At 36.0% G+C, this 26,500-nt stretch carries 30 protein-coding genes and 4 tRNA genes; 13 read left to right on the top strand and 21 right to left on the bottom strand.

The window, feature by feature from the left end:
* Positions 1–32: 32 nt before the first annotated feature.
* The 8 genes from ruvB to dusB are packed head-to-tail and all read right to left on the bottom strand — an operon-like array spanning position 33 to position 6,800.
* A complete protein-coding gene (ruvB, locus tag KUI_RS06360; protein WP_013521467.1) occupies positions 33–1,124 on the bottom strand; it encodes a Holliday junction branch migration DNA helicase RuvB in 1,092 nt (363 codons plus the stop codon).
* A gap of 11 nt (positions 1,125–1,135) precedes the next feature.
* Positions 1,136–2,371 carry a TRAP transporter large permease gene (locus KUI_RS06355; protein WP_014840555.1) on the bottom strand — a complete coding sequence of 412 codons (1,236 nt, stop codon included), beginning with the start codon at positions 2,369–2,371 and terminating at the stop codon, positions 1,136–1,138.
* Positions 2,371–2,826 (bottom strand): TRAP transporter small permease, encoded by a 456-nt coding sequence (locus tag KUI_RS06350; protein WP_014840554.1) that lies wholly within the window; start codon positions 2,824–2,826, stop codon positions 2,371–2,373. Before KUI_RS06350 ends, KUI_RS06355 begins: the two co-directional genes overlap by 1 nt.
* Before the next feature lie 5 nt (positions 2,827–2,831).
* Positions 2,832–3,407 (bottom strand): Holliday junction branch migration protein RuvA, encoded by a 576-nt coding sequence (ruvA, locus tag KUI_RS06345; RefSeq protein ID WP_013521463.1) that lies wholly within the window; start codon positions 3,405–3,407, stop codon positions 2,832–2,834.
* Positions 3,408–3,415: 8 nt separating this feature from the next.
* Positions 3,416–3,964 carry a crossover junction endodeoxyribonuclease RuvC gene (gene ruvC / locus KUI_RS06340; protein ID WP_013521462.1) on the bottom strand — a complete coding sequence of 183 codons (549 nt, stop codon included), beginning with the start codon at positions 3,962–3,964 and terminating at the stop codon, positions 3,416–3,418.
* A gap of 11 nt (positions 3,965–3,975) precedes the next feature.
* Positions 3,976–5,568 carry a bifunctional phosphoribosylaminoimidazolecarboxamide formyltransferase/IMP cyclohydrolase gene (gene purH, locus KUI_RS06335; RefSeq protein ID WP_013521461.1) on the bottom strand — a complete coding sequence of 531 codons (1,593 nt, stop codon included), beginning with the start codon at positions 5,566–5,568 and terminating at the stop codon, positions 3,976–3,978.
* Positions 5,558–5,818 carry a helix-turn-helix domain-containing protein gene (locus tag KUI_RS06330; RefSeq protein WP_014840553.1) on the bottom strand — a complete coding sequence of 87 codons (261 nt, stop codon included), beginning with the start codon at positions 5,816–5,818 and terminating at the stop codon, positions 5,558–5,560. The genes purH and KUI_RS06330 overlap by 11 nt, the downstream gene beginning before the upstream one ends.
* Before the next feature lies 1 nt (position 5,819).
* Positions 5,820–6,800 carry a tRNA dihydrouridine synthase DusB gene (gene dusB / locus KUI_RS06325; protein WP_013521459.1) on the bottom strand — a complete coding sequence of 327 codons (981 nt, stop codon included), beginning with the start codon at positions 6,798–6,800 and terminating at the stop codon, positions 5,820–5,822.
* Between the two features lie 30 nt (positions 6,801–6,830).
* On the opposite strand from dusB, the gene KUI_RS06320 reads away from it, so the two are divergent.
* Positions 6,831–7,649 (top strand): cytochrome c oxidase assembly protein, encoded by an 819-nt coding sequence (locus tag KUI_RS06320; protein WP_013521458.1) that lies wholly within the window; start codon positions 6,831–6,833, stop codon positions 7,647–7,649.
* Positions 7,642–8,970, top strand: coding sequence for a DEAD/DEAH box helicase (locus KUI_RS06315; protein ID WP_013521457.1), 1,329 nt, complete (start codon positions 7,642–7,644; stop codon positions 8,968–8,970). Before KUI_RS06320 ends, KUI_RS06315 begins: the two co-directional genes overlap by 8 nt.
* On the opposite strand, the gene KUI_RS06310 is transcribed toward KUI_RS06315, so the two are convergent.
* The 3 genes from KUI_RS06310 to KUI_RS06300 are packed head-to-tail and all read right to left on the bottom strand — an operon-like array spanning position 8,956 to position 10,963.
* Positions 8,956–9,336 (bottom strand): thioredoxin family protein, encoded by a 381-nt coding sequence (locus tag KUI_RS06310; RefSeq protein ID WP_013521456.1) that lies wholly within the window; start codon positions 9,334–9,336, stop codon positions 8,956–8,958. The two genes, KUI_RS06315 and KUI_RS06310, sit on opposite strands and share 15 nt — an antisense overlap.
* Positions 9,333–10,370: a quinone-dependent dihydroorotate dehydrogenase gene (locus KUI_RS06305; RefSeq protein ID WP_081482432.1), complete on the bottom strand. Its 1,038-nt coding sequence runs from the start codon at positions 10,368–10,370 to the stop codon at positions 9,333–9,335. Before KUI_RS06305 ends, KUI_RS06310 begins: the two co-directional genes overlap by 4 nt.
* Before the next feature lie 2 nt (positions 10,371–10,372).
* Entirely contained in the window at positions 10,373–10,963 is a 591-nt protein-coding gene (locus KUI_RS06300) for an NUDIX hydrolase (protein ID WP_013521454.1), read from the bottom strand.
* Between the two features lie 152 nt (positions 10,964–11,115).
* On the opposite strand from KUI_RS06300, the gene KUI_RS06295 reads away from it, so the two are divergent.
* The 5 genes from KUI_RS06295 to KUI_RS08505 all read left to right on the top strand — a co-directional run bounded on the left by KUI_RS06295 (position 11,116) and on the right by KUI_RS08505 (position 12,095).
* Positions 11,116–11,203 (top strand) — tRNA-Leu (locus tag KUI_RS06295).
* A 53-nt stretch (positions 11,204–11,256) separates the two neighbouring features.
* A tRNA-Ser gene (locus KUI_RS06290) sits at positions 11,257–11,347 on the top strand.
* Positions 11,348–11,362: 15 nt separating this feature from the next.
* Positions 11,363–11,439: transfer RNA gene (locus KUI_RS06285), tRNA-Pro, on the top strand.
* A 156-nt stretch (positions 11,440–11,595) separates the two neighbouring features.
* On the top strand, positions 11,596–11,826 hold the full coding sequence (locus KUI_RS08510) for a T6SS effector amidase Tae4 family protein (protein ID WP_225972089.1): 231 nt from the start codon (positions 11,596–11,598) through the stop codon (positions 11,824–11,826).
* Positions 11,784–12,095 (top strand): hypothetical protein, encoded by a 312-nt coding sequence (locus tag KUI_RS08505; RefSeq protein WP_225972088.1) that lies wholly within the window; start codon positions 11,784–11,786, stop codon positions 12,093–12,095. Before KUI_RS08510 ends, KUI_RS08505 begins: the two co-directional genes overlap by 43 nt.
* A 303-nt stretch (positions 12,096–12,398) precedes the next feature.
* Here KUI_RS08505 and KUI_RS06275 read toward each other — a convergent pair whose 3' ends face one another.
* A complete protein-coding gene (locus tag KUI_RS06275; RefSeq protein WP_013521452.1) occupies positions 12,399–12,581 on the bottom strand; it encodes a hypothetical protein in 183 nt (60 codons plus the stop codon).
* 83 nt (positions 12,582–12,664) lie between these two features.
* Here KUI_RS06275 and KUI_RS06270 point away from each other — a divergent pair, with 83 nt between their 5' ends.
* Together KUI_RS06270 and KUI_RS06265 are read left to right on the top strand one after the other, a co-directional pair.
* Complete coding sequence (locus KUI_RS06270; RefSeq protein WP_013521451.1) at positions 12,665–13,321, top strand: c-type cytochrome; 657 nt, start codon at positions 12,665–12,667, stop codon at positions 13,319–13,321.
* 1 nt (position 13,322) lies between these two features.
* Positions 13,323–14,375 carry a c-type cytochrome gene (locus KUI_RS06265; RefSeq protein ID WP_014840551.1) on the top strand — a complete coding sequence of 351 codons (1,053 nt, stop codon included), beginning with the start codon at positions 13,323–13,325 and terminating at the stop codon, positions 14,373–14,375.
* A gap of 13 nt (positions 14,376–14,388) precedes the next feature.
* Here KUI_RS06265 and KUI_RS06260 read toward each other — a convergent pair whose 3' ends face one another.
* The gene (locus KUI_RS06260) at positions 14,389–15,690 is read right to left on the bottom strand and encodes a glucose-6-phosphate isomerase (RefSeq protein ID WP_225972087.1); all 1,302 of its coding nucleotides are present in this window, start codon (positions 15,688–15,690) and stop codon (positions 14,389–14,391) included.
* Positions 15,691–15,801: 111 nt separating this feature from the next.
* Here KUI_RS06260 and galU point away from each other — a divergent pair, with 111 nt between their 5' ends.
* Positions 15,802–16,662, top strand: coding sequence for a UTP--glucose-1-phosphate uridylyltransferase GalU (gene galU / locus KUI_RS06255; protein ID WP_013521448.1), 861 nt, complete (start codon positions 15,802–15,804; stop codon positions 16,660–16,662).
* Here the strand turns inward: galU and folK are convergent.
* From folK to KUI_RS06240, 3 genes are read right to left on the bottom strand one after another with little or no spacing between them, the layout of a single operon-like run.
* Positions 16,644–17,135: a 2-amino-4-hydroxy-6-hydroxymethyldihydropteridine diphosphokinase gene (gene folK / locus KUI_RS06250; RefSeq protein WP_014840549.1), complete on the bottom strand. Its 492-nt coding sequence runs from the start codon at positions 17,133–17,135 to the stop codon at positions 16,644–16,646. The two genes, galU and folK, sit on opposite strands and share 19 nt — an antisense overlap.
* Complete coding sequence (pcnB, locus tag KUI_RS06245; protein WP_014840548.1) at positions 17,128–18,483, bottom strand: polynucleotide adenylyltransferase PcnB; 1,356 nt, start codon at positions 18,481–18,483, stop codon at positions 17,128–17,130. The genes folK and pcnB overlap by 8 nt, the downstream gene beginning before the upstream one ends.
* Positions 18,484–18,509: 26 nt before the next feature.
* Positions 18,510–19,160: an HdaA/DnaA family protein gene (locus KUI_RS06240; protein ID WP_225971978.1), complete on the bottom strand. Its 651-nt coding sequence runs from the start codon at positions 19,158–19,160 to the stop codon at positions 18,510–18,512.
* Between the two features lie 102 nt (positions 19,161–19,262).
* Between KUI_RS06240 and purM the strand changes: the two genes are divergently transcribed.
* Entirely contained in the window at positions 19,263–20,312 is a 1,050-nt protein-coding gene (gene purM / locus KUI_RS06235; protein WP_013521443.1) for a phosphoribosylformylglycinamidine cyclo-ligase, read from the top strand.
* Here purM and miaA read toward each other — a convergent pair.
* From miaA to tsaE, 4 genes are read right to left on the bottom strand one after another with little or no spacing between them, the layout of a single operon-like run.
* Positions 20,286–21,224 carry a tRNA (adenosine(37)-N6)-dimethylallyltransferase MiaA gene (gene miaA / locus KUI_RS06230; RefSeq protein WP_013521442.1) on the bottom strand — a complete coding sequence of 313 codons (939 nt, stop codon included), beginning with the start codon at positions 21,222–21,224 and terminating at the stop codon, positions 20,286–20,288. The genes purM and miaA overlap by 27 nt on opposite strands.
* Positions 21,224–22,978, bottom strand: coding sequence for a DNA mismatch repair endonuclease MutL (mutL, locus tag KUI_RS06225; protein WP_014840546.1), 1,755 nt, complete (start codon positions 22,976–22,978; stop codon positions 21,224–21,226). Before mutL ends, miaA begins: the two co-directional genes overlap by 1 nt.
* A gap of 3 nt (positions 22,979–22,981) precedes the next feature.
* Positions 22,982–24,520: an N-acetylmuramoyl-L-alanine amidase gene (locus tag KUI_RS06220; protein ID WP_014840545.1), complete on the bottom strand. Its 1,539-nt coding sequence runs from the start codon at positions 24,518–24,520 to the stop codon at positions 22,982–22,984.
* Positions 24,493–25,032, bottom strand: coding sequence for a tRNA (adenosine(37)-N6)-threonylcarbamoyltransferase complex ATPase subunit type 1 TsaE (gene tsaE, locus KUI_RS06215; protein ID WP_225972086.1), 540 nt, complete (start codon positions 25,030–25,032; stop codon positions 24,493–24,495). Before tsaE ends, KUI_RS06220 begins: the two co-directional genes overlap by 28 nt.
* Positions 25,033–25,066: 34 nt before the next feature.
* Here tsaE and xerD point away from each other — a divergent pair, with 34 nt between their 5' ends.
* Together xerD and KUI_RS06205 are read left to right on the top strand one after the other, a co-directional pair.
* Positions 25,067–25,960, top strand: coding sequence for a site-specific tyrosine recombinase XerD (gene xerD / locus KUI_RS06210; RefSeq protein ID WP_014840543.1), 894 nt, complete (start codon positions 25,067–25,069; stop codon positions 25,958–25,960).
* Positions 25,961–25,994: 34 nt separating this feature from the next.
* Positions 25,995–26,066, top strand: a tRNA-Arg gene (locus KUI_RS06205).
* 176 nt (positions 26,067–26,242) lie between these two features.
* On the opposite strand, the gene KUI_RS08175 is transcribed toward KUI_RS06205, so the two are convergent.
* Complete coding sequence (locus tag KUI_RS08175; RefSeq protein WP_232008489.1) at positions 26,243–26,419, bottom strand: type III toxin-antitoxin system ToxN/AbiQ family toxin; 177 nt, start codon at positions 26,417–26,419, stop codon at positions 26,243–26,245.
* Positions 26,420–26,500: the final 81 nt, after the last annotated feature.

The following is a 26,500-nucleotide window of genomic DNA, read 5'->3' as shown; positions in this document are numbered from 1 at the left end:
TTAATTATTTATTTAACTAAAACTAATACCAACTATTTTAAACCTAATCCTAAATCGGAGTTCAATATAGAAAGTTGCTCTATCTGCTTTTCTGCGGGAGGATTTAAATTAAAATGGTTCCAAGCGTGAATAGTCGCCATACGACCTCTTGGAGTTCTTTGAATAAACCCGTGCTGGATTAAATAAGGCTCAATTATCTCTTCAATCGTGTGACTTTCTTCGCCTATAGCTGCAGCCAAATTATCTACGCCCACAGGTCCACCTTGAAATTTTAAGAGAATCGCTTCTAGTAGCCTTCTATCCATATTATCAAGACCGATAGGATCAACTTCAAGCATACCAAGAGCTTCGGCTGCAATTTCATCTGAAATCAAACCATTGTTTTTAACATCAGCGAAATCTCTTACACGTCTTAATAATCTGTTGGCAATGCGAGGCGTACCACGTGATCGTCGAGCAATTTCAAATGCACCTTTTTCCTCTATATTTGCACCAAGCAATCTTGCACTGCGGGTCACAATATGAGCAAGATGTTCTGTTGAATAAAATTCTAAGCGAGAAATAATCCCGAAACGATTTCGTAGAGGATTTGTCAGCATGCCAGCTCTAGTTGTGGCTCCCACTAAAGTAAATGGTTGAAGATCAATTTTTATGCTTCGTGCTGCTGGACCATCGCCAATCATAATATCAATTTGAAAGTCTTCTAAAGCTGGGTAGAGAATTTCTTCTACGACTGGAGATAGCCTATGAATCTCGTCGATAAAAAGCACATCGTTTTTATTGAGGTTTGTTAATATCGCTGCTAAATCACCTGGTTTTTCCAAAACGGGTCCTGAAGTTTGACGCATTTTAGTACCCATTTCGTTCGCAATAATATGTGCAAGAGTAGTCTTACCTAGTCCAGGAGGACCAAATAGCAAAACGTGGTCAAGGGCTTCGCCTCTATTTTTTGCAGCTTTAATAAATATCTCTAGTTGCTGGCAAACTTTATCCTGCCCTTTGTAATCATCCAAAGTTTTGGGTCTAAGAGCCTTTTCAAATGAATCCTCTCTTGAATCAGCAATATCGTTTTGGATAATGCCTCTATTATTTGGAGACTGAATATTGTCAGGAATTATGGGCATAACAACTCAATTTATAGTGGTAGATAAGTAATAATTAGTACTGCAATAAATGATAGCAAAACAAAAGGTATAAGTGATTTTATAACTCTCTCAATTGGAAGGTTAGAGACAGTGCAAGCAGCAAACAAATTAACACCAAATGGAGGCGTAATCATACCTAGGGCAAGGTTTACAACTACTATCAGTCCAAAGTGAATGGGGTCAATACCAAATTTTAAAGCTACAGGAAGAAGTAGAGGTCCTAATACAACTATAGAGGCTGATGTTTCAACAAACATTCCGATTACAAATAGTAGAATATTTAGGGCTAACAAAAACTGAATTTTGTCTTGAAAGGTTTCTGTGATCCAGATTCCTAAGGATTGTGGGATTCCAGAGAAGTTAATCAAAAAACTTAATACAGAAGCATTCGCTATTAAAAACAAAATTACAGAAGTTGAAATAGCAGTGTGAACAAATGACTCGGATATAAGTTTTTTATCAATTGCACCATAAATAGTGGCAATTAAAAGTGAATATATAACAGAAATTATCGATGCTTCTGTGGGAGTAAATATGCCCCCATAAATGCCTCCTAAAACGATAATTGGAAGCAAAAGTGCAAGAAATGCCTTTTTAAAATAGACAAAGAGCTGACCTTTAAACTCTGATTCGGCAATATCTATTTTCTTTTTTGAGGCATACCAAATGGAGTATATGCATAGCATTAAAGCAATAAAAATTCCAGGAATAAAACCAGCACTAAATAAGTCCACAATATTTGTCTGTGTAGATACTGCATACAAAATCATTGGAACAGAGGGAGGAATAATAACTCCCAGTTCGGAAGCACAAGCCTGAAGTGAAGTAGCAAATTCGCTTGAATATCCACGTTTCACCAGTGCAGGAATTAATATAGAACCAACCGCAAATGTTGTAGCTACACCTGAACCAGCGATAGCGGCAAAAATCATACTGGTTATTATGCATGTACACGCAAGGCCCCCTCGAACATTGCCAAAAAGACATTTAGTAAAGTCTATAAGTCTTTCTGAAATGCCCGATCTAAGCATAATTTGACCAGTTAATATAAAAAATGGAATTGTAGCTAGTGGAAAACTATCGAGAGATGCATAATATTTTTGGACTAAAACTAGTGGACTTAAATCTGCAATTTTTAATCCAAATACAGCAGAAAACCCGATGCCTACATCTATAGGTACTGTAAGCACAAAAAATATAAGCATAGAGACAAACATTAAATGCATTACATTTCCTTGAAACGTGATTTCAGTAGGTTATCTATCAAAGCTAAAGCAGACAAGGATGATCCAACTGGAATGGCAAGATAGGCCCATGATATTGAAATATCAAGACCTGCAAGCATTTGTTCTTGGCTTCTAAAAAACATCATGACACCAAGGATTGTCAATGCTACAAGAAAGCACAAACTTATGGTCATAGAAATTATGCTTATGCTTTTACTTGCATTTTGAGAGACTAATGATTTAAGAAAATTTAGCCTCAGCATTTTGCCGTCCTCGAAAGCAAGTGGCAATGCACAAAAGACCAACCATATAATGGAAAACCTTATCCAACTTTCTGTCCAAACAGAAGGAGATATAAAAATAAATCTACTTAATATTTGTCCGCAACCTGCAATCAATGCAGATGTCAATAAAAATACGCAAACTATGCGTAAAAAATTAAATAAGTACTTCAAATTTTTTATTTATCCATTGATCTAAGTGCAATGCGAACACCCTCTGAAGCATCTATATCTTTTGGTAGGGTGCTGATAGCTAACTTTGCTTGTTTTTCTGAATATCCTAAATTTAGAAGGGCAATCAGGACATCGTTATGATTTTTTAAATTTGATGTTGTGTTATTTAGTGTGCTTATTTCGGGAAGTTTACCTTTTAGTTCCAAGATAATTCTAGCGGCAGTTTTTTTTCCAATACCTGGGACACGTTCTAGTTGAGAGGAATCCTGCTCTTCGATTGCATTATAAAGTGCATCTGGAGACATACCAGAAAGAATGCCTAAAGCACTTTTAAATCCTATACCATTTACCTTAATCAGCGTTCTAAATGTCGCACGCTCATCCTCGGAAATGAAGCCATACAAAGTGTGTGCATCCTCTCTAACTGCCAAATGTGTAAATAGAGTAACCTCCTGACCAACTTCTGGTAGCTCATAAAATGAAGTTAGAGATACATCAACATCGTATGCGATACCTCCGATATCAATACATACCGTAGGTGGAAATTTATAAATTAATTTTCCTTTTAAGCGACTAATCATCAAAACCTCTATTTGAATTTAATGCGACCACTTTTCATTCTAGCAGTATGACTTGTGTCTAAATCTCGCATCTTAAGTAAATCGAGTGTTGGGATCATATGAGCATGGGTTATTGCACATGCAAGTGCATCCGCAGCATCAGAAGAAGGCATGTTATTCAGATTCAAAATATACTTTACCATCTGGCGAACTTGTTCTTTTGGGGCCCGCCCATTACTACTTACAGATTTTTTTATTTGAAGGGCAGGGTATTCGAAAACCTCTAGACCAAGATTTGCAAGGGTCACAAGAGCTGCCCCACGAGCTTGACCTAATAAAAGCGTAGTTTTACCGTTTTTATTAACTACAACTTCTTCAATGCAAGAAGTCTTTGGATTAAAGTGTTCTATAACTTCTTGAACACCTTCCATAATGTGTACTAATCGTTTATATAATGGTAAATCAGTAGGGATGGCAATGGTACCGCTAGCGACATATTGAAGCTGTCCATTTTGGGAAGCTTCAATAACGCCATAACCAGTAAATCTAAGCCCTGGATCTATGCCAACAATCCGCAATCTCGTCCTCTTTAGTGTCTAAAGTGACGTGTTCCTGTAAATACCATAGCTATCCCATGCTCATCAGCTGCGGCAATCACTTCATCATCTCTAATGCTACCGCCTGGCTGAATAATGCAGTCAGCACCTTGTGAGACAATAACGTCAAGTGCATCTCTAAACGGAAAGAACGCATCAGATGCAGCGGCTGTACCTTTTAAATCAAGCCCATTAGCTTGAGCTTTAATTGATGCAATTCTAGCTGAATCTAAACGACTCATCTGACCAGCACCAACACCCATAGTCATGCCATTAGTGCAAAACACAATGGTGTTGGATTTAACAAACTTAGCAACCTTCCATGCAAATAATAAATCCTCCATTTGTTTTTCAGATGGGTGATTTTTGGTTACTACTTTAAATTGCGATTCATTTTCTTTTGAGGTATCAGGTGTTTGAACTAGCCATCCACCACCAACTCTGAGAACGTTATATGGATTTTGTGCATGTCCAAGTGGCAATTTTAGTACCCTCACGTTTTTCTTAGCTTTTAAGAATTCTAAAGCTTCTGGATGGTAATCTGGAGCTAGCAAGACTTCCATAAATTGCTTACTTACCTCTTCAGCAACAGGTAAATCCACTGGTCTATTGAAAGCAATTATCCCACCAAATGCTGATGTAGGATCGGTTTTAAATGCTTTTTTGTATGCATCTAAGGCATCAGTCCCAATAGCAACTCCACATGGGTTAGCGTGTTTAACTATCACGCATGCTGGAACTTCAAATTGTCTAACGCACTCCCATGCTGCATCTGAGTCTGCAATATTGTTGTATGAAAGCTCTTTTCCTTGAAGTTGTTTAAATGCTGATAAAAGACCGCTTAAAGTCGTCCCCTTATCCTTATAAAAAGCAGCTTTTTGATGTGGATTTTCTCCATATCTAAGAATCTGCCCAATTTCCGCTTGAATACTTAATGTAGAAGGCCACTCTAATTTTTTAGGAACAGAATCAGCAACAGGTTCTGTTTCCTCTAAACTAGTTAAATATTGGGCTATCATGCCGTCATAAGCTGATGTATGAGCATAAACCTTAGAAGCTAATTTTAATCTCAAGGCATATGTCGTATCACCAGTCTTATCAATTTGATCCAAGACCTCATCATAATCATTTGGATCGATGATTACAGTAACACCACCTTCGTGATTGCCGTGATTTTTAGCTGCTGCACGCAACATGGCAGGACCACCAATATCAATATTTTCTATTGCATTTTCGAAAGTGCAATTAGGATCAGAAATTGCATCTTTAAATGGATATAGATTTACTACTAATAAATCTATAGCCTCGATCCCTTGTTCTTTCATGGTGGCAATGTGTTCTTCTTTATCCCTTCGTCCGAGTAATCCGCCATGAATTTTTGGGTGCAGAGTTTTAACTCTACCCTCAAGAATTTCAGGGGAACCAGTGTGCTCGGAAACTTCAATTACAGGTAGTCCCGAATCAGTCAACAATTTAGCTGTGCCACCAGTTGATAATAACTTTATACCTCTAGAATTTAGAGATTTAGCAAATTCAACTATCCCAGATTTATCTGAGACAGATAAAAGAGCGGTTTTAATAGTCATAGTTTTGATTATCTAATAAGTTATAAGTAATTAATTTTTTTCTTAAAGTACTTCTGTTAATACCAAGTATTTGAGAGGCTTTAGATTGATTTCCTTCAGTTTTCTCCATGATTTTTTCAAGAAGTGATTTTTCCACTGAGGACATAACCATATGCCAAACATTACACGGATCGTTCCCATCAAGGGAGGCGAAATATCTATCCAAATTTTGATGTAAGGATTTCTGAATCGAGTTACAACTTTCAGTCATTTTATTTATTAATTTGTTGGTTGAACCATTGATCTACAGCTCTATACTGAGATTTAGTAGTTTCTATAAGGAGAAGTGACTTAACAAAATCTTGTGCTTGTGGGAAAGGTGCCAAATACCAAGAGAGGTGCTTTCTAGCGGTTTTGACTCCAGAAACCTCACCATAAAATTCGTAGTGTTCTTCAAGATGTTCAAGTATAACCGTTTGCATTTCGCTAAATGTGGGTTGGGGAAAAATTTTATTATTTTTCAAATAATGATTAATTTCTTTAAATATCCATGGATTCCCCTGAGCAGCCCTACCAATCATTAGTCCGTCAGCTCCCGTATAGTCTAATACATATTTAGCTTTCTGGGGAGAGTCTATATCTCCATTTGCAATAACAGGGATGGCAATGTTTTCTTTTACAGTTTTAATGGTTTCATATTCAGCTTCTCCAGTATATAAGTCAGCCCTGGTTCTTCCGTGTATTGTTATTGCACTAACACCCAAAGATTCTGCAAGCATAGCAATTTCAAGTGCATTTTTATGTTCTCGATCCCAACCTGTTCTAGTTTTTAGTGTGACTGGAACATCGTATGGATTGCAAATCTTAATAACAGATTTCAGTATCGATTCAACCTTACCTAAATCCCGCATCAATGCAGATCCACATGCGACATTACATACTTTTTTTGCAGGGCAACCCAAATTTATATCAATGATCCTAGCCCCTTTTGAGATGTTAAATAGAGCAGCTTGAGCCATCATATCGGGATCAGCGCCTAATAATTGAACAGCTATCGGTTCTACTTCACCTTTATGGTCAAGCCTTCTGGCAGTTTTTATACTGTCCCATAATTGTGGATTGCTAGCTGCCATTTCGGACACAGCATAACCCGCACCAAGTTTTCTGCAAAGTTTTCTAAATGGTCTGTCTGTAACACCAGCCATAGGTGCAACGAAAATATTATTTCCTAATTCCCATTGACCGATTTTCATTTAAAATAATTGGATTTTTATGGATTGAATATGAATTTAAGTATATTGCAATGGCTAACGCCATGGGAGTTTTCTCCTACTTTGCTAGTGCTTTTCTTTATAGGAGCCTTCCTTTTCATAAAAGGTCAAAACAAAATAAAAGTAAATCTTATAAGAAAAATTTTGTTTTGGTCTGGATTTATTATGCTCTATTTAGCTATTCATACCCATTTAGACTATTATGCAGAAAGGGTGTTTTTTGTGCATAGAGCTCAGCATGTGGTTTTGCACCATTTAGCTCCAATTTTTATTATGGCATCTTACCCATTGCCAGTTTTCAAGGCAGGACTTCCTATTAACTTTAGAAAGCAAATTTATAAATTTTGGGATTCTAAATTTGGATCCATTTTATATTGGTTAGGAACAAATAAATATTTTGTTCCATTTATGTTTGTTTTTTTAGTTTTGATATGGTTAGTTCCGTCAATTCAATTTTATTCAATGTTGGACCAAAGTTGGTATCGAATTATGAATTGGTCAGTGGTGGTGAGTGGTTTTTTATATTGGCATATGATTTTAGATAGAAGACCTCATAAGCCTGCGGCCATGAAACATTTAACCAGAGTTATTTCCCCTGTTATTTCTATGATTCCTCAGATTATTGCTGGTGTTTGGGTAAGTTCTGCTGATAGGGATTTATTTCCGTTATTTGATTTGTGTGGAAGGGCATTGCCAGTGAGCCCTACAGAAGACCAAGCTCTAGGTGGTCTTATCATGTGGTTGCCAGCAACTGTAATTGAGTCCTTTGGATTCGTAGCAGCTTTAGCAATATGGCTACACAGATCATCAAAAGGATCCAATAATGGATAAGAAAAATTTTAAAGACTTTGGCTTTCATTCCAAAATATTGGAGAATATTTCTAAAACAGGTTACGAATATGCGACCCCCATTCAGGCTCTGTCATTTGAGCCGATTCTTGAAGGGCGTGATATTATGGGGGCTGCTCAAACAGGTACAGGGAAAACAGCGGCTTTTACATTGCCAATATTAAATAGATTAATACCTAAAGCAAACTATAGTACGTCACCTGCAAAGCATCCAGTTAGGATGTTAGTCTTAACGCCCACAAGAGAATTAGCGGAACAAATTTCAAAAAATGTGAACTTGTACTCAGATGGATTACCTCTGAAATGTTCTCTTATATATGGAGGCGTAGATATCAATTCACAAAAGCAGGAACTCATGAGAGGTGCTGATATCGTCATAGCAACGCCTGGACGGCTATTGGACCATATTGAGCAGCGAACTGTTAATTTAACGCAAGTCGAATTTCTTGTTTTGGATGAAGCCGATAGAATGCTTGATATGGGTTTTATGCCCGACCTGCTTAGAATTTTATCTAACCTACCAAAATCAAGACAAAGCCTTTTATACTCCGCTACCTTTAGCGAGAATATTCGCTCATTAGCTCAGAAATTTTTAAATAATCCAGTAGAGATTACTGTAGCTTCTAATAATTCAACTGCCTCAACAATTAAACAAGAAGTATATAGTGTAAGTGAATCAGATAAAAACGCTGCACTTGTTTATATCTTAACTTCTCGTGCTTTTAATAATGTGATTATTTTTTCTAATCGTAAAGTAACCTGTAAGAATCTAGAGCGTCTTTTAAATAATTATGATCTAGCTGTTCAGTCTTTGCACGGAGATAAATCGCAATTAGAAAGGACAAAAGCTTTGGATTTATTTAAAAGCTCAAAATGTAATATCTTAGTAGCTACCGATGTAGCTGCACGTGGTTTAGACATAAGTGATGTGGATGCTGTAATTAATTATGAATTGCCTCCAACGTCAGAAGATTATGTTCACAGAATAGGGCGTACTGGAAGGGCTGGGAAAAAGGGCATTGCCATATCATTATGTTCTTCAGAAGAGGGTAAGAGTTTGAGTGAAATTGAGACCTTGACTGGATTGAAATTTCAAAAATTAAGTTTAAGCATACCTGATGTTTTTAAAAATGGTGTGAGCCACAATATGAAGACAAGTTTGGCATCTATTAAGGCAGAATATTCTAAAAATAAATTCTTCTATCAACCCTATGAAGATGAGGAATCAGATATAGAAATAGTGAAGGAGCGTCAAACTAAAATCTCAAATAAGAATATTCCAGTTTTACTAAGAAGGAAGTAGATTTTTTATTAAAATATTTAAATCTGATGGACCCAATTCCTTAGGTTTTACCTGTGCATCTATCAGCCGATTTAAATGTTGTATATGGGGTAATATTGTTCCAAAAAAATAATTTTCACCATTATGTTGAATTAATACAGTTGGAAAATCTTCAACATCTATATCATCCAAAAGCTCAGGGTCGTCTTCAATATCGACCCATAAGAAAAGTTCCTTTCGCTCGTGGCTCAAATTTTTAAATGCCTCATAAAATTCAACACAAGTCCTACACCATAAAGCACAATAACAAACTACTACAGTGCTGTGGGACTTTAAAGCATTAGAGATTTTAAGAAGTTGCGGTTTTAAAGGGGATGTAAATATCATTTTCTAAGTGCATTAAGACACTCTTCTACTAGCTGAGGTCCGTGATAAATTAATCCTGTATAAATTTGAATGGCATTCGCCCCAGCATCAATGGTTTCCTTGGCTGCATCACCTGATTGAATCCCGCCAACCCCAATAATTGCCTTATCGCTAGTTAGTAAATTTCGCAATCTTTTAATTACACGAATTGACATTTGATGAAGCATAGGACCAGAAAGACCACCCGCTTGAGATGCAAATTCATGGCTCGAAATTGAAGATCTAGAGATCGTTGTATTTGTGGCAATGACACCTTCAATATTATTACTCATAACTAATTCAGCAATTTCGTCGATTTGTTCATATTCAAGGTCAGGTGCGATTTTTAAGGCGATAGGAACATATCTATGAAATCTTTTTTGAAGCTCTAGACGTCGCTCGTGCAAGGTTTTAAGTAGTTCAGCCAAGGAGCTAGAATTTTGTAGGTCTCGAAGGTTTTTAGTATTAGGTGATGAAATGTTTATGCTTACGTAATCAGCATATGGATAAACACCCTCTAAACAAATTAAGTAATCTGATGATGCTTCTTCGATGGGGGTATCGGCATTTTTGCCAATATTAAGTCCAAGCACCCCACCATTCTTTTGAAATCTACAGTTTTTAATGTTATTAATGAACGCCTCTAAACCATTATTATTAAACCCCATACGGTTTATCAGTGCACTATGTTCTGGTAAACGATATAGTCTAGGTCTAGGGTTTCCAGCTTGAGCTCTAGGAGTTACCGTGCCTATCTCAAGAAAACCAAATCCTAATCCACCTAAGACATCTATATAATCCCCATTTTTATCTAAACCAGCAGCTAGTCCAACAGGGTTTTTGACTTTTAAGCCCATAAATTCAGCTTCTAATGGAGGATAGGATTTTTGTAAAAATCTTCTTAAAAGAGGGTTATTAGAATATTTTTTAAGTTGAGTTAGAGTCCAAACCGACGCATCTTCTGCATTCATGTTAAATAAGAATCTTCTAACGTAGTGATATGGATTAAAACTCATAATTAAGAAATAATATTATTCGATGGAATTGATAAAGTTATAGTTGGAACAATGCCTTCAGATATGGACTTTTGCGTTTCAGGTAAAAAGAAATACTCCAAAGTTTTTAATACTGTGTCAAAAGCTATTTCACTCCATGGAATTTCATCTTCACTAAAAAAACCAATCTCTAAGGTTTCTTCACATGGATTAAAGGATACATTTTCCATATCCGCAAGGTACATCATATGCACTTGACTTACGTACGGGACGTCAACTATCGAAAGTAGCCCCTTAACTTTAATGGATGCTGAAGCTTCCTCCATAGTTTCTCTAATTGCTCCATCCATTGTACTTTCATGTAGCTCCATAAACCCTGCTGGCAATGTCCACTTTCCGTACCGAGGTTCAATTCCTCTGCGACATAAAAGTATTTTTCCTTCATGTAAAGTTAATGTGCCAGAAACAATCAATGGATTTTTATAATGCACAGCTCCACATTTAAGGCAGGTATCACGCTCACGATTATCACCTGGTGGAATTATTCTTTCTAATGGAGATCCACACTGAGTGCAAAATTTTTGAAGTTTAGGAGCAGGGTGAAAATGGACCATAAATGTACCTTTGCGATGACCTATATATTGTAGACTAGAATTAATTTAGTGGTAAGAACGTAACACTTAGTTCTTATAAATGTCCAAATAGAAAAATTTCGTTATTTAATTTTATTGTCTATGCTATACTTATTAACTTCACTATTTCATAGGCACTCGTGGTGAAATAGGTAGACACAAGAGACTTAAAATCTCTCGGACATTACGTCCGTGCCGGTTCGATTCCGGCCGAGTGCACCAGAGATAAGCGTATTGAGTTTCTTGGTTGGTTAACTTATACTTTTGTCTATTTCGGAAGCTTGGCAGAGCGGTTGAATGCACCGGTCTTGAAAACCGGCGAGGGTTTGTAGCCCTCCGTGAGTTCGAATCTCACAGCTTCCGCCACTTAGTGTTTGACGTCGGGGCATAGCGCAGCCTGGTAGCGCATCTGGTTTGGGACCAGAGGGTCGTAGGTTCGAATCCTACTGTCCCGACCATTTCAAATATCTCCATACATTTTCACTCTTAATCACTTTCATTAGAAATTTGAATAACTAATCTATAAAATCCATTATTAGATGATAATTCTCAGCTCATCAAAAATGTATTAAAGGTGTTAAATATCGTTCAATCGGGGAGGATGGCCAATTAACTTGAACGTTGTTGCTTCAGTTGGTGCTCATACTGTAAAAGTAAATGACGTATTACACTCTATATATAGAGTCAGGGAATTGGAATCATATATTACTAATATGCTTGGAAAGTCAGGTGTTATAGACACTACAAAACTTTTTGATAGTGAAATCAAAAATAAGCGAGGAATTATTGCATTTAAGATAGGTTGGAAAAATGCCACTGGTCATATGCTTTATTTAATGGATTAACCTATCGTGAACCCAGCCATGATGATTATTCTCAATACATTAATCCAGAGAATGCAGGGTATATTTGGGCAAATTCACTTGCAGAGGGAAATATGGAGTTCAATCTTGAGACCGTTATTTTGCCACTGAAAAATGCTGTAGAAAAGGCAATTGCCAATACACCTATGTATTCAGTTCCTTCTGAGCAACCACCGTCTAAAAGTCAAGCATTGCCTATTGCTTATTGTTTTGATGTCATTTATCAACATAATGTTCAAGCATTAATATAAAAATTAAGCAAAAAGTGTAGTCGATTAGGTAAAAAACCAAATTAATACAGCATAATCATTAAACATTAACAGTTTATAAGGGCGGTTTTTTACGTACAACCCACGTCAAAACCCAATTCAAAAAGAAACTAGCTATCGCTATTGGCAAAAGAGAAAGACAGCAAGCCCACCATGATGCAAAAAATAGAGTATAGAACTTATTCACAAAATTCGTAGATAAGTCTTTCAATAAATGAATTGCTTCATTGTTTACAGGTGCATTTTACTGGGCTTTAATAAGAGCGTTTTGTGTGACTTCACACTCTACATCTTTAGTTGTTTTTTCATCGCATCTGTAATTTGACTCATAGCTACTTGAAACATTTTTGTTTTACATTTTTCTTTTTTGGCTCGTGCTTTATCACAGTATTTCAGATAATGGTCTTTATCTTTTCGTGATTCTCCGCAAGCGGTTAGGACTGTAGATAAATCGCTTGCTGTTGACATTCATACGTAATTTCCCTAAATCTCAATCATTGCCACATTTCTTAAACTTAAATCAATTATGTTTTGTTTTTTGAGAGGTGTGTATGAAAAAAACTTTTTTTATTAGTTTTTTTCTTCTAGCATTGCCAACTACATCATTTGCTCAAGATTCTGCCCCCGATTTGAAATCTTCGATTCAAAAGGGTAAAGAAACTGCACAAGTATGTATGGCATGTCATGGAGAAAGTTTTCAAGGTATTGTTGTGTCTGAGGATGAGGTAAGACCTCGGCTTACGGGTTTAAATAAGAATTACCTAAAACATCAAATCGAATCGTTTAAAAATCGATCTCGACAAAGTATTATTATGGAACCCATGGCGGGGCTATTGGATAATCAAAAAGCAGAAGACGTTTTTAACTACATCACATCACTTCCAGTTATACAAGAACCAAAACAAGCTGACGAAGCACTCTTAAAAAAAGGGAAAAAGATAGTATATGAAGGTGACTGGGATAGGAACATACCACCCTGTATGGGATGCCATGGCTTAGATGCTTATGGCACTGGATCAAATTTTCCGAATATAAATGGACAAACAGCTGAATACATTATTGCTCAGATTAAATCATGGAAGGCTGGTACTAGAAATAACGACACATTACATTTAATGAAAACCGTTGCTCAATCACTAACTGAAGATGACACAAGGGCAGTGGCTGCTTGGTTAGCTTCGCAACCAGCACAACAGGGGAGTAAATGAAATGACTAGAAAATTACTAACCATTTTATTAAGTGCATGTTTTCTGACTTCTACGTCACAGGTTGTAGCTCAAAAGATTTCTAAGATGGGATCTGAACTCACACAGGAGGAGAGAGAGTATCTCAGAAAAATGCTTCCTGGTTTTCCTGAACCTAAAGACGATGAGTTTGTTCATATTCCTCCAACTATGGAAGATTTGGAAGTTAGCGACCTTCATCCTAAATTAAAAGAAGCCATTAAAAGAGGTCACGACCTATTCACAAACACTCAGCAGCTTCGAGGCAAAAATGTATTTAACAATATGAACTGTTCGAGCTGTCATATGGCAGATGGAAGAAGACCATTTGCGGGACCAGTTTGGCCAGCTATAGTTACATTGCCAGACTTTAGAGGTAAAAATGGTCATGTAAATAATTTTGAAGAGCGTATTGCTGGATGCTTTTCATATTCTATGAACGGAAAATCACCTGATTACGGAAGTGATGATATGGTCGCAATAACCGCATATCACCAGTGGCTTGCAAAAGGCGTTCCTATGTACCCTGGGGTCAAGATTTATGGAAGGGGATTTCCTAAATTAAATGAGCCCACTCAAAAATCTGATTTAGCAAAGGGTAAGGAAAAGTATCTACAAAATTGTGCATTATGTCATGGTGAAGATGGACAGGGCGTAGTTCAAGGTAAACATGTAGTATTTCCTGCCTTGTGGGGAGATAATTCGTATAACTGGGGTGCTGGTATAGTTCGTAATTTCACTCTAGCAGCTTTTATCAGGTATAACATGCCGTTTGGACATGGTGGTTCTGTAAGTGAACAAGATGCTTGGGATATAGCTCAATACGTCAACTCACAGGAACGCCCACAGGACCCGCGATACACTGGTGATGTAAAAGAAACTCGCGAGAAATTCCTAAAAACTTTTCATAAGCACACGCAGTATGGCACTGAAGTCGATGGTAAATTGCTAGGTAATCATTCTAATACAGGATCTAAACCATTTCTTAAGCCTGATATATTAAGACCTAGAAATTTCTCTGCAACATCGGAAAAATAATAAGAGGGGTGATTTAAATATCACCCTTTTTAATTAAGTCTACACCCCACTGGTCAAATGGATTGATATTCCAAAAAACTGATTTGATATAGGTCTCGTGCTCATACGCAGAAATCAAAGCTCCGAGGACGGCAGGAGACAATTTCTTATATGAAATCGTGGTCGAACAAACTCCACCATTTAATTTTTTATGTGGGTCAGAATATTTAGTATCAGTCCCGTTGAACAAAAAATCTTTCTGAACCTGAAAGGTCTCAAGTGCATCGGAATCGCTTTCATCTATAAAAAAATCTACGCAAGTTTTGTGCATCCCTTGATGAAGCCATTGAAAATAAGAGTGATGAGCTTCGGGACAGCTTAAACATATTGATGTTCCTTCAGTTTGTAATTGGCAATGTTTCCCATTCAAATCAACAGACTTACCCAAAGATTCCATTTTTAGTTGTTGAATATAACTAGGTAAATTTAATATTTTTCTATCATAAGTGGCAATGGTATTGCTAGTGCATCCAGCAGCATTTTGGTTAGCTATGGAATGCATTGCCATACGGATAGGGATGTTATGAAACAAATCTACTTCCCTAAAATGCCTATCCATAGAAGATGCACCCTTAAATAAATCTACCAATATCTCCTCGCCCAAAGCTAAATTTAAAGTAATACTAATAGGCGACCATAATGAAAATCTACCTAATACGGATGACTCTAGTGGGATGTGATTTTCAATTCCATATTCTTTTGCCCTTTGGATATTGTTCGTAATGGCTAAAACGTTATTAAGCACAGGCTTTAAATCGTAAGCTTCTATCCATTTTTTTATTCTTTGGTATGCAGAATTTATTTCTTTGGTATGAAATGATTTCGAAGCGACTATTACTAGTGTTGTGTTGGGATTTAGGTTAAATAGGGTTTCCTGATTAATATCTTGAGCGGAACTAACAAAAATTATTTTTTTTGAAGTTGATGTTTTGAAGGTCTCGTATACCAGCTTTACTCCTAAATAATTTCCACCAACACCAATATGAATTATTGTGTCTATATGATTAAATTCTTTTAGTTTTTGAGTAAGTATTGCAATATTTTGTCTAGAATTTTCTGGATTTCTATACTTTAGGTAATTTGGAGATTCAAGACCAATTAATGTAGATTTGGGTTGTTCGAAAAGCCATTCTAGTTTCCTATCAAATTCTCTTTCTAATAGTAAATCGTTAAATTTTTTCAACAAGTCTAGAGAGAAAATTTGATAATTGAAATCAAACTGTATGCCCTCAAAAAATAATAAATTTTCTGTGTTTGTATATGACTTTGAATGCAAAAAAATTCTTAGGAATTCTTCCCACAGATTTGAAAATCTTGATGTGCTAATATTTTGTGAATTTGGCATGTTTTGCTATGTAATTTTTACTTAATTATAAACTTTATAACCATGAGCACATCGAGTAAGAAAGTAACTAAAGCTGTATTTCCAGTTTTTGGATTTGGAACTAGATTTTTGCCGATAACGAAATCATTGCCAAAGGAAATGCTACCAATTATCGATAAACCACTACTTCATTATGCGGTGAAAGAGGCTGTGGATGCGGGTATTAGGGATTTAATATTTATCGTAGGCAGTAACAGACAAAGTATAGAAGATTATTTTGATAGAAATTTGCCTCTAGAAAATAAACTTGAATCAGATGGAAAGCTCGAGGAATTAGGTCAAGTTCGTGATATTGTGCCTCCGAATGTTAATTGCATTTTTATAAGACAGCATTCTCCCATAGGTCTTGGGCATGCTGTACTTAAAGCGAAACCTGTAATAGGGGAGGATTCGTTCGCAGTAGTTTTAGTAGACGATTTGTTCTATTCGCAACCGCACGAGGAATCGGCTTTGCAGACACTAATTAATCATTATGAGCAATTCGAATGCTCAGTTATTGGTACACATGAGGTAAACCCAGAATCCATTCATAATTATGGAGTTATTTCTGGGACTCAAAATGATGATGAAGAGGCTACAGTTTTAGATGGAATTGTAGAGAAACCAATTGCTGAACGAGCTCCATCAAATCAAGCTGTATTAGGAAGATATGTATTGGATTCAAAAATTTTTTCTTGTATTGAGCAAACGGTCGTTGGAAAAAATGGAGAGATTCAGCTCACAGATGCCATAGAAAAACTTATACAGTCAGAAAAAGTACATGCCATTCCTATCAAAATCAGGCATTTTGACTGTGGTTCTAAAGAAGGTTGGTATAAGGCGAATATGTTTTTTGGAGATAAAATTTATGGCTTTAAACTGTAATTAGTTTTATGTATTTTTTGGTTTGGGGGAAGTTGTGAGATATAAAAATCAATTGCAACCCCGTTAATTTTTTCTGAGGGTGAAATCTCTCGCAACGGTACAAGCACAAAAGCTCTCATGGCCATACGAGGATGAGGTAGAGTTAAAAATTGAGTTTCAAGCACAAACTCTTCATATAAAAGCAAATCTAAATCTATCGTTCGAGGAGCGTTTTTATATGGTCTCTCTCTTCCTAAATCAAATTCGATTGTTTGCATTAATTTGAGCAATTCGTTAGGGCTTAATTCAGTATCAATAGAAATAACTGCATTTAAGTAATCGTCACCTTCGCTATCTACTGGACTTGTTTTATATACGCTTGAAGTCTTTAATAGAGTTATGGAGTCATGAGAAATAAGTCTTTGAACGGCTTTTTGTAAAAACTTAATTTCATCTCCCAAATTAGAGCCTAAACCAATAAATGCTTTAGGCACTTTGGAGAACCTCATTTCTACTTATAGTGTTTGATTTCTTTTTGCGTCGTTTTGGTTTTCTAGTTGAACTCACATCGTTTTTCATGCTTTTTATGTGAGTGTCTATCATAATTTTTTGTTCTTCTTCGGAAGCGTCGGCCAAATCCATCCACCACTGAGCTTTTACGCTATCAGTCTGATTAGCTGCCGCTCTTAACTGCATGAACTCACACGCTGCCCTAAAGTATGGGCTCGACATAATACCTTTAAAAGACTTAGGTTTCATATTATCCAAACGGTACTGCATAATCCAGATTTCTCGTATGGGACCTAAATGCCTTTTTTGAATTTGCAACACACTTAGCTGCTCTTCTAGGACTTCGGAAATCGATTCTTGAAGTGCAAAAAAAACGTTTTGCTGATTTTCTTTTATAAGATTGTCGAAATGAGATTTAACAAGTGGCCATAAAATAGTGGCATAAAGGTAGCTTGGATTGATACTTTTATTTAATCTAACTCTTTGATCTGTACGTTCGAAAGCAATTCTTAAAAATTTTTCACTACTTTCAAGTGTCAGAATCTTTTCTAGTAGTGGCAATGTCCCCTTATCCAACTGCAGTTGCCTTAATTGCTGAATGCAGTATATAGAATCACCACACGTAAGAAGCTTATATGTCTCATCAAAAATTCTAGAATCAGGAACATTGCTAATTAAGTGAGAAAGTCTTTTAATTGGCTCATACGTGCTGGGAGCAAACTTAGCTCCCAATTTTCCTGCAAACCTAATAGCCCTCAACATACGCACAGGATCCTCACGATATCTTTTTTCTGGGTCTCCAATCATGCGAATTTGTAAATTTTTAATGTCCTTTATCCCATTATGGAAATCATAAACAGTCTCACTAATAGGATCATAATACAACGCATTTATAGTGAAATCGCGACGATCTACATCAGTTTCTATAGTGCCATAATTATTATCGAATAAGATACGTCCATCGTTATCTTCGGGTTGAGAGCCTGAGGTCCGAAAGGTTGAAGTTTCAATAATTTCGGGTCCAAACACAACATGAACTAGTTTAAATCTTCGCCCAATAATTAACGCCCTTCGAAATAGTGGTTTAATTTCTAAGGGCGTTGCATTTGTGGCTACATCGAAATCCTTAGGTGCTTTACCTAACATGAGATCGCGTACAGCACCTCCGACAATAAAGGACTGGTACCCATGGTCTCTGAGAACTTCGCAAACTTTTATGGCATTTCTAGAAACCAATCTGTGCTCAATCCCGTGGACGGATTTGGGTAACTTTTTTAGTTTCGACTGGGGAAACCCAAAAAAGCTAGCAACCTTAGCTGATATAGAATTCATAGAAAGTAGAAAAATCAAAAATAAAATTATATATTAGAAGATGCCATATCCTCTATTACACGTTTAACAAAAGGTATCGTTATAGTTCTTTTTTCTGTCAAAGATATTTGATCTAAATTATCAATAAGATTAAATAGAAATTTTGCGTCTCTTGAATAGTAAGAATAAAGCCAGCTTAAAACTTCCTCTGGCAGATTCCACCCCATTTCCTTTGCCCTCTCTATCAAAGCTTTACGTGCAAATGAATCGGGTAGCCTTTTTATCTCGTATACAAGCCCCCATCCTAAACGGTTTCTTAAATCTTCTCTAATTTTTAGTTGTGTAGGGGGGCAATTACTTGTGATGGCAATGTTTACGTCTCTATCTCCCAAACCTGCAATCTGAAGTTTGGTAAATAGGTAAAAAAGTACATCCAGTTGAGCATTGCTAAATAGATTTATATCATCAATAAAGTATTTTTTTAAGTCCGTATTAATATCTGCAGAAGTGCTTGGAAATGTATTAGAGCTAAAAAACTCACCCCCAAATTTTTCTTTCATAGCACTTAATAAATGAGACTTACCGCTTGCCTCCTCACCCCAAATTAAAATCAATGTCGGAAGTTTATTTTTAATTATTTCGACTAATTCTTCATTAGAGTTTGTATAGAAGTTATCAAATGTTAGTGAAGGTTTCATTAAAACCTGATTTATAAGCATTTGATTAGACATAGAATTTTAGGCGTTGACTTTTTAATATAAAATATGAGCATTCATATTTTACTCTATTGGATTTTCCCTATGCCACATACTAGAACACCACTTACTTATCGCGATGCTGGCGTCGACATTGACGCAGGTGAGTCATTAGTTCAACGAATTAAGCCTATAGCAGCTAAAACTAATAGAGAGGGCGTTCTTTCAGGAATCGGTGGATTCGGCGGTCTTTTCCAAATTCCTAGTGGATTTAAAGAACCTGTCTTGGTTTCAGGGACTGATGGTGTAGGAACAAAACTTAGATTAGCCTTTGAGTGGAATAGACACGATACCGTAGGCATTGACTTAGTGGCCATGAGCGTAAATGATATTCTTGTGCAGGGTGCTGAGCCGTTATATTTTCTTGATTATTTTGCGTGTGGAAAATTAAGTGTTGATGTAGCTGCCTCAGTTGTAGGTGGAGTTGGGACTGGATGTAAGATTTCTGGTTGTGCACTTATTGGAGGTGAAACCGCTGAGATGCCTGGTATGTATCCAGATGGAGAGTATGACTTAGCTGGTTTTGCTGTGGGCATAGTAGAAAAAAATAAAATTATCACAGGCGAAACTATTAATGAGGGAGACTTAATTATTGGTCTTGGTTCTAGTGGACCTCACTCAAATGGGTACTCATTAATACGTAAAATTATTGAAATCTCGGGAATTAAACCTGAGGATCAATTTGGTGAGAACTCTTCTAAAACGTTTGCTGATTACATCATGGCACCTACTAGAATTTACGTTAAGCCAGTTCTTGAAGCCATAAAAAAATTCGGTCCTTCTATTAAAGGTATGGCTCACATCACTGGTGGTGGTCTAACTGAAAATATTCCTAGAATCCTTAAAGCTGGTTTAGTCGCTCAGATTGACAAAAACTCATGGACTAAACCTGAGATTTTTAAATGGCTTCAAACTCAGGGAAATGTTGAAGAAAGTGAGATGTTTAGAGTTTTTAATTGCGGTATAGGTTTTGTATTGGTTGTCGATCCTAAAGATGCAACTTCCATATCATCTTTTCTTTCTGATGCTGGAGAATTAGTTCATCAAATTGGAAGAATTGTAAGCTCTTCAGGGTCTCAAGTTATTTACGCCTAAAAATCTTTCAAAAGCCTCCAATACTAACTGATTTTTTTGGAGGCTTAGGCAATCAATAATTTCTCTATCTTTAATACTTCTTAGCCATGTAAATTGCCGTTTGGCTAACTGTCTAGTAGCTGCTATGCCTTTCTCTATTGCTTCTTCCAAGCATATTTTTCCGTCTAAATAAGACCATAGTTGGCTATACCCCACGCATCTTATTGATGGCAATGACTCATTCAAATCACCTCTATCATAAAGGGCTCTAACTTCATTTAGAAACCCCATATCCATCATTTTTAGAAATCTATCTTTAATCCTCTTATGCAATATTTCTCTATTTTGTGTTTCTAAACTTATTGTGAAATATTCATGTTCTTCAGTCTTTGTCTTATTCTTTGAAATAAGATTAGACAATGTATTGCCAGTAATTAAATATATCTCATAAGCCCTAGAAATCCTTTGACTGTCGTTAGGTGATAATCTAGAAGCTGTGACTGGATCAATGTTTTCTAATTGTTTGTGGATCTCAGGCCACCCTAACTCTTGAGCTTTATTTTCAATTTGAGCTCGAATTTCAGGTATGGAGGTAGGCAAGTCATGTAAACCTTCACGTAGAACTTTGAAATACATCATAGTTCCACCTACAATTACTGGAATTCGATTTCTAGCACTTATTTGATTTATTAATCCTAAGGTGTCATTCCTAAAGTCTGAGGCATTGTAACTTTCAGACGGATCTCTGATATCCAACAAGTGGTGAGGGCAAATTAGTTCTTCTATTTTGGGCTTTGCTGTACCTATATCCATGCCCTTATAAATAGTGGCTGAATCCATAACAATAATTTCTATAGGATATTTTTCAGCAATATAAAGTGCAGAATCGGACTTTCCAGTAGCGGTAGGTCCTACAATGCATGGGATTTTCATTATTTACCACGCATAAAAAGTTTATCCAAATCTTGGATAGTCCAAGAATACCAAGTTGGACGACCATGATTACAAAGGTCTGCTCTGTCTGTAATCTCCATTTGCCTTAAAAGAGCGTTCATTTCAGTTAATGAGATATTATCATTAGCTCTGAAAGCATTATGGCAAGCCATTGTGCCTAATATATGATTTCTTTTTTCTTCTAAAATTGTGGATTCACCATACTTTTCAAGATCTTCAAAAACTTCTTGAACCATTAATGAGATATTGCCTTTACTAAGTAAACTTGGAACTGCAGTTACGGCTACAGAACTTGGACCTGTTTGCCTCATGTAAAGACCAACACTTTCCAAAAATTCTGAATATTCATCTATTAGACTTAATTGTTTCTCCGGTATATTTACAGCAATAGGTATTAATAATTCCTGAACTTCAATATTTTTTTGAGAAGCTAAATTTTTTAATTTTTCATAAACCACTCGCTCATGTGCAGCGTGCATATCGACAATTATTAGCCCATTTTTGTTTTGAGCAAGAATATATATACCGTGAAGTTGTCCAATCGCAAAGCCCATAGGTAATTCATCCTCCAAACTATTTGGAGTTACGTTTTTTATTTGTTGGGGTTCACTTATAAATAATGGTGTGTATGATTCTAGAGTTTGTAAATCAAAGCTTTTTTGAGTTGGTGTATATTGTGGAGTGATTTTTTTTGGGAAATTAGCATTATGATTTTCTTGTGGGGTATATATCGACTCTTGTACACCAGATGACTTTGCTAGTGTTGCTTTTATAGATTTTTGAACGAAAGAATAAATTGTGGATTGATCTCTAAATCTTATTTCATTCTTTGCGGGGTGTACATTTACATCCACCAAAGATGGGTCTATATCTACAAATAATATGTATGATGGTTGTCTGTCACCATGTAGAACATCACTGTATGCGTTTTTTACAGCATGAGCTAGCGATCGATCACGCACAAATCTAGAATTAACAAATATATACTGTTTATCACTTTTACTAGAAGCCTCAGAAGGTTTTATTATTAATCCTCTAAATCTACAAATATTGATGCTTTCATCAATTTTAAAAACTTTACTTAGGAAATCGGCTCCCACAACTTCTCTAATTCTATGAATAAAAGGGGAGGCAATCCAATTTGCATAGGCTTTATCATTATGAAAAACTCTAAACGTTATATCTGGATTTGCTAAAGCAATTTTTTTAATAATATCTATAGAATGTGCAAATTCTGTTGCCTCTGTTTTCAAAAATTTTCTTCGGGCGGGAACTTCATCAAATATTTGATTCACTTCAACTGTAGTACCCTGAGAGCCATTCGCTACTGCAATCTCTAAAGAAGAGCCATCTATTTTCCAAGCATTCTTAGAGTCTCCAGTTCTAGATACAATCGATAGACGTGCTATTGAGGCAATTGAGGCTAGTGCTTCACCCCTAAAGCCCATTGATTTAACTGTTTCGAGTTCAGATAAACCACGAATTTTGCTTGTTGCATGCCGTGTCAGAGCAAGAGGTAATTCTTCCCTTGGAATACCTGTTCCATTATCCCTTATATATATCCTTCTAATACCTCCACCATCTAGTCGAATTTCAATTTCTGTGGATTGTGCATCAACAGCATTTTCTACTAATTCCTTAACCACAGAAGAGGGTCTTTCAATTACTTCTCCAGCTGCAATTTGACTTATTAATTTGTCAGGTAGAAGATGAATTTGTCTGCGAGAAGACATAATTTATGATTTGTATGCAAGGGGTGGATTGGTTTCGAAGTAGTCATCAAGTCCACGCATAATTGCTTGAGCAACGGTAGGGTGGTTTCTATTATTCATCAAGAAGGTTTCTTCTTGAAGATTAGAAATAAAAGCTACTTCAATTAGGATTGATGGGATATCAGGAGCCTTAAGCACTGCAAATCCAGCTTGTTCAACACGTCTACTTTTTAAACCATTTACTTTAGATAAAGAATTTAAAACTCTATGTCCGATTTTTAGGGAATCGTTGATTTGAGCTGTTGTTGAAAGATCAAGCAATACACTAGCTGTAGTTTTATCATGAGATTTAATATCCAAACCACCAATTAAATCAGCGGAGTTCTCCTTTTTTGCAAGCCATCTAGCAGCCGCACTTGAAGCTCCTTTTCTTGATAGTGCAAAAACTGATGTACCACGTGCATTACGATTAGTAAATGCATCTGCATGTATAGAAACAAATACATCAGCCTTAACCCTTCTAGCTTTCTGAACACGAACGTGCAAGGGAACAAAAAAATCAGCATCTCGTGTCATGTAAGCACGAGTGTCAGATCTAGAATTTAATAAGTCTCTTAATCTTCTTCCGATAGAAAGAACAACATCTTTTTCCCGTGTTCCTCGTGCTCCTATAGCACCTGGATCCTCACCGCCATGGCCTGGGTCAATTGCAATAAGAATTGGTCTTTTTTGAGAATTCTTTTTTATTGTTACTAGAGGTTGATGATCTAAAGTTGACCCTTTTTTAGGAAGATTTTCAATTCTAGGATTTTTTTGAGCAACTTGACCAGCAACTTTAGGAACTTCTACTGTTGGTTTGGTATTTTGAAGTTGATCAATAATATTTGAAAGTGGATCTGCAGAATTAGATTCAGGAACTAAAGTTAGTAGAGGGTCCTTTGCTACTTTAGGATATAAATCGAGTACTAATCTATATTTATAAGTACCCACTGGCTTAAGAGTAAATACTTGAGGAACTATAGGCTCTTTTAAGTCAATAACAATCCTAACAACATTTGATCTATTTTGAGCAACCCTAACTTGAGATATATAGGGGTCATTGGGTTTTATTTTAGATATCAATGAATTTAGGGCAGAATTCATCTGCAAACCTTCAAGATCAACAACTAATCTGTGTGGGTTGTCAAGAGTAAAATGTTCATGTTTAATCGGAGAGTTAAGTTCCAGAGTAACCCTCGTATATTCATCAGCAGGCCAAGTTCTAACAGCTAAAATTTGAGATTGACCTGCAGGTGTTTCCTGTGTGTCTACTTCCTTAGGCGGTGCAGTTGGGGTAGTAGAAACTGGTCTATTTGAAGGAGGTGCTTTAGGTATAGGAATTGGATTATTAGAACCTAAAGGAGTAAATCTCAAAGGTTCAGAATTACTTGAAGCATCAACAATTGGGGCATTAGCAGCACGTGAAACTTTTGATATAACAGGTAGGAACAAAGCAGCAGCACCAGCCGTTACTATGCGGCGCCTCTTATTAATATTTATTCTGCTTTCATCCTTTTTATGCATTCGATTCCTTCGTTTGTAAAAGCTTTTATTTTGGCAATACGTCCTTCACCGTCATATGAAAGAAATATGTGTAAATCAGGTACTGGAAGCGTGTCTTGTGCCATTTCAGGCCATTCAACCAATGATATGCCAGGAGAATTTAGGGTTTCCTTAAATCCCGCATCAACCCAATCCAACGGATTACTAAATCTATAAAAATCAAAGTGATATAAGTATAATCTAGAAACTTTATAAGTTTCAAGCAAGGTATAAGTAGGGCTTTTTATCCTAGTGTTTACTCCAAAAGCTTTTAAAAATTCTCTGGTTATTGTGGTTTTGCCAGCACCGAGATCACCGCTTAAATAGATTTTTATGTTAGGAATATTCTCTAGCAACACAACGTTCAAACCAAATATTTGTTTTTTTAGGGTTATAGCTAGCTTATGTGCAAAATTCAAAGATGCACTCTCATCAGGTAGAATTAATTCTAGTTGTTCAGTTGAAGTCATAAAAAAGACAAACAAAGAATTCATTTGTAATCATTAATTTTAATGTTTGAAGTTAATTATGTCAGAAGAAAATAAAGAGTGGATTGATAGATTTATAGATAGCTTATGGTTGGAAGAAGGTCTATCTAAAAATACTCTAAATTCCTACAGACTAGATTTGAATTCATTAAATAATTTTCTAAAAGATTCAATTTCAATATTAAAGATAGATTCGGATCAATTAAATCTTTGGTTTATGGAAATATCGTCTTCATCCAAAGCTACAACTATTAATAGAAAATTAGCAACAGTTAGAAAATTCTATGCTTGGTGCATAAAACAAAATCTAATATTAAAGGATCCCTGCTTGGGTATTTCAACTCGCAAAACTCCTCAAAGACTTCCTAAATCTATAAGCGAATCGCAAGTAGAAGAACTATTAAATGCCCCAGACTTAAAGACAGCTTCGGGCTTAAGAGATAAAGCTATGTTAGAGATATTGTATGCAACGGGTATGAGGGTCAGCGAACTTATTGCCATAAAAACCAATGAAATTAGTCTGGATGCAGGTGTAGTTCGAGTCACCATGGGTAAGGGGGCTAAAGATAGACTTGTACCAATGGGGGAGGAGTCGGAGTTTTATCTAAAAAAATATTTAAGTGAGGGAAGGCCACTACTTGAGAAGGATAAGAAAAATAGCTTTGTCTTTTTAAATAGATTTGGAGACTGTATGACTAGACAGGCTTTTTGGCAAATTATTAAAAAATATGCCAAATACACTAGTATTAAGATTCCGCTTTCTCCGCATGTTTTGAGGCATGCATTCGCAACTCATTTATTAAATCATGGAGCGGATTTAAGGGTTGTTCAGATGCTTTTGGGACATGTCGATATATCAACAACCCAAATTTATACGCACGTAGCTAGGGAAAGACTTAAATCGTTGCATAAAAAACATCATCCGAGGGCGTAATTTATGGAGACTGTTTGCTATAATTTAACGTTTACACTCCGTAGTTCAACGGATAGAATAAATCCCTCCTAAGGATTAGATACAGGTTCGATTCCTGTCGGAGTGGCTTCTGGTTAAAAAATTATAAAAATATATAAGCATTTATAAAGCCAATTTTCTTCCAAATTTCTCTAATAAATCAATAAGTTACAAGCTGTTTTAGATATCTGCAAAAATTTATAGTAAGATATAAGAACTTTTTTAATGTAAGTACAAATGTTAATAAAAAATCTTACTTACACCCTAAACTGTAAGTAAACTTTTAAAAATGACTAGACTGACTGATACTAAAATTAGTTCTTTACCTTTTTCAGATTCGGAAATTAAATGAAACGTATCATTTGATTTTTTATTTCTAAAATCCTTTGAAGATAGAGGGGCAAAATATTGAAAAATATGAATCTCAAAAACTACTCCAATATAAGGCCTTTTGTTTTTAATTTGAGAAACTTTAGTATCTACCGAAGCTAACTTATTTTAGATATTTGTCGTTAATGTTAT

It is taken from the genome of Taylorella equigenitalis ATCC 35865, assembly GCF_000276685.1.
GTDB classification, from domain to species: Bacteria; Pseudomonadota; Gammaproteobacteria; order Burkholderiales; family Burkholderiaceae_B; genus Taylorella; species Taylorella equigenitalis.
Note: the sequence above shows the minus strand (reverse complement) of the source record. Positions and strands in the feature narration are given on the sequence as shown.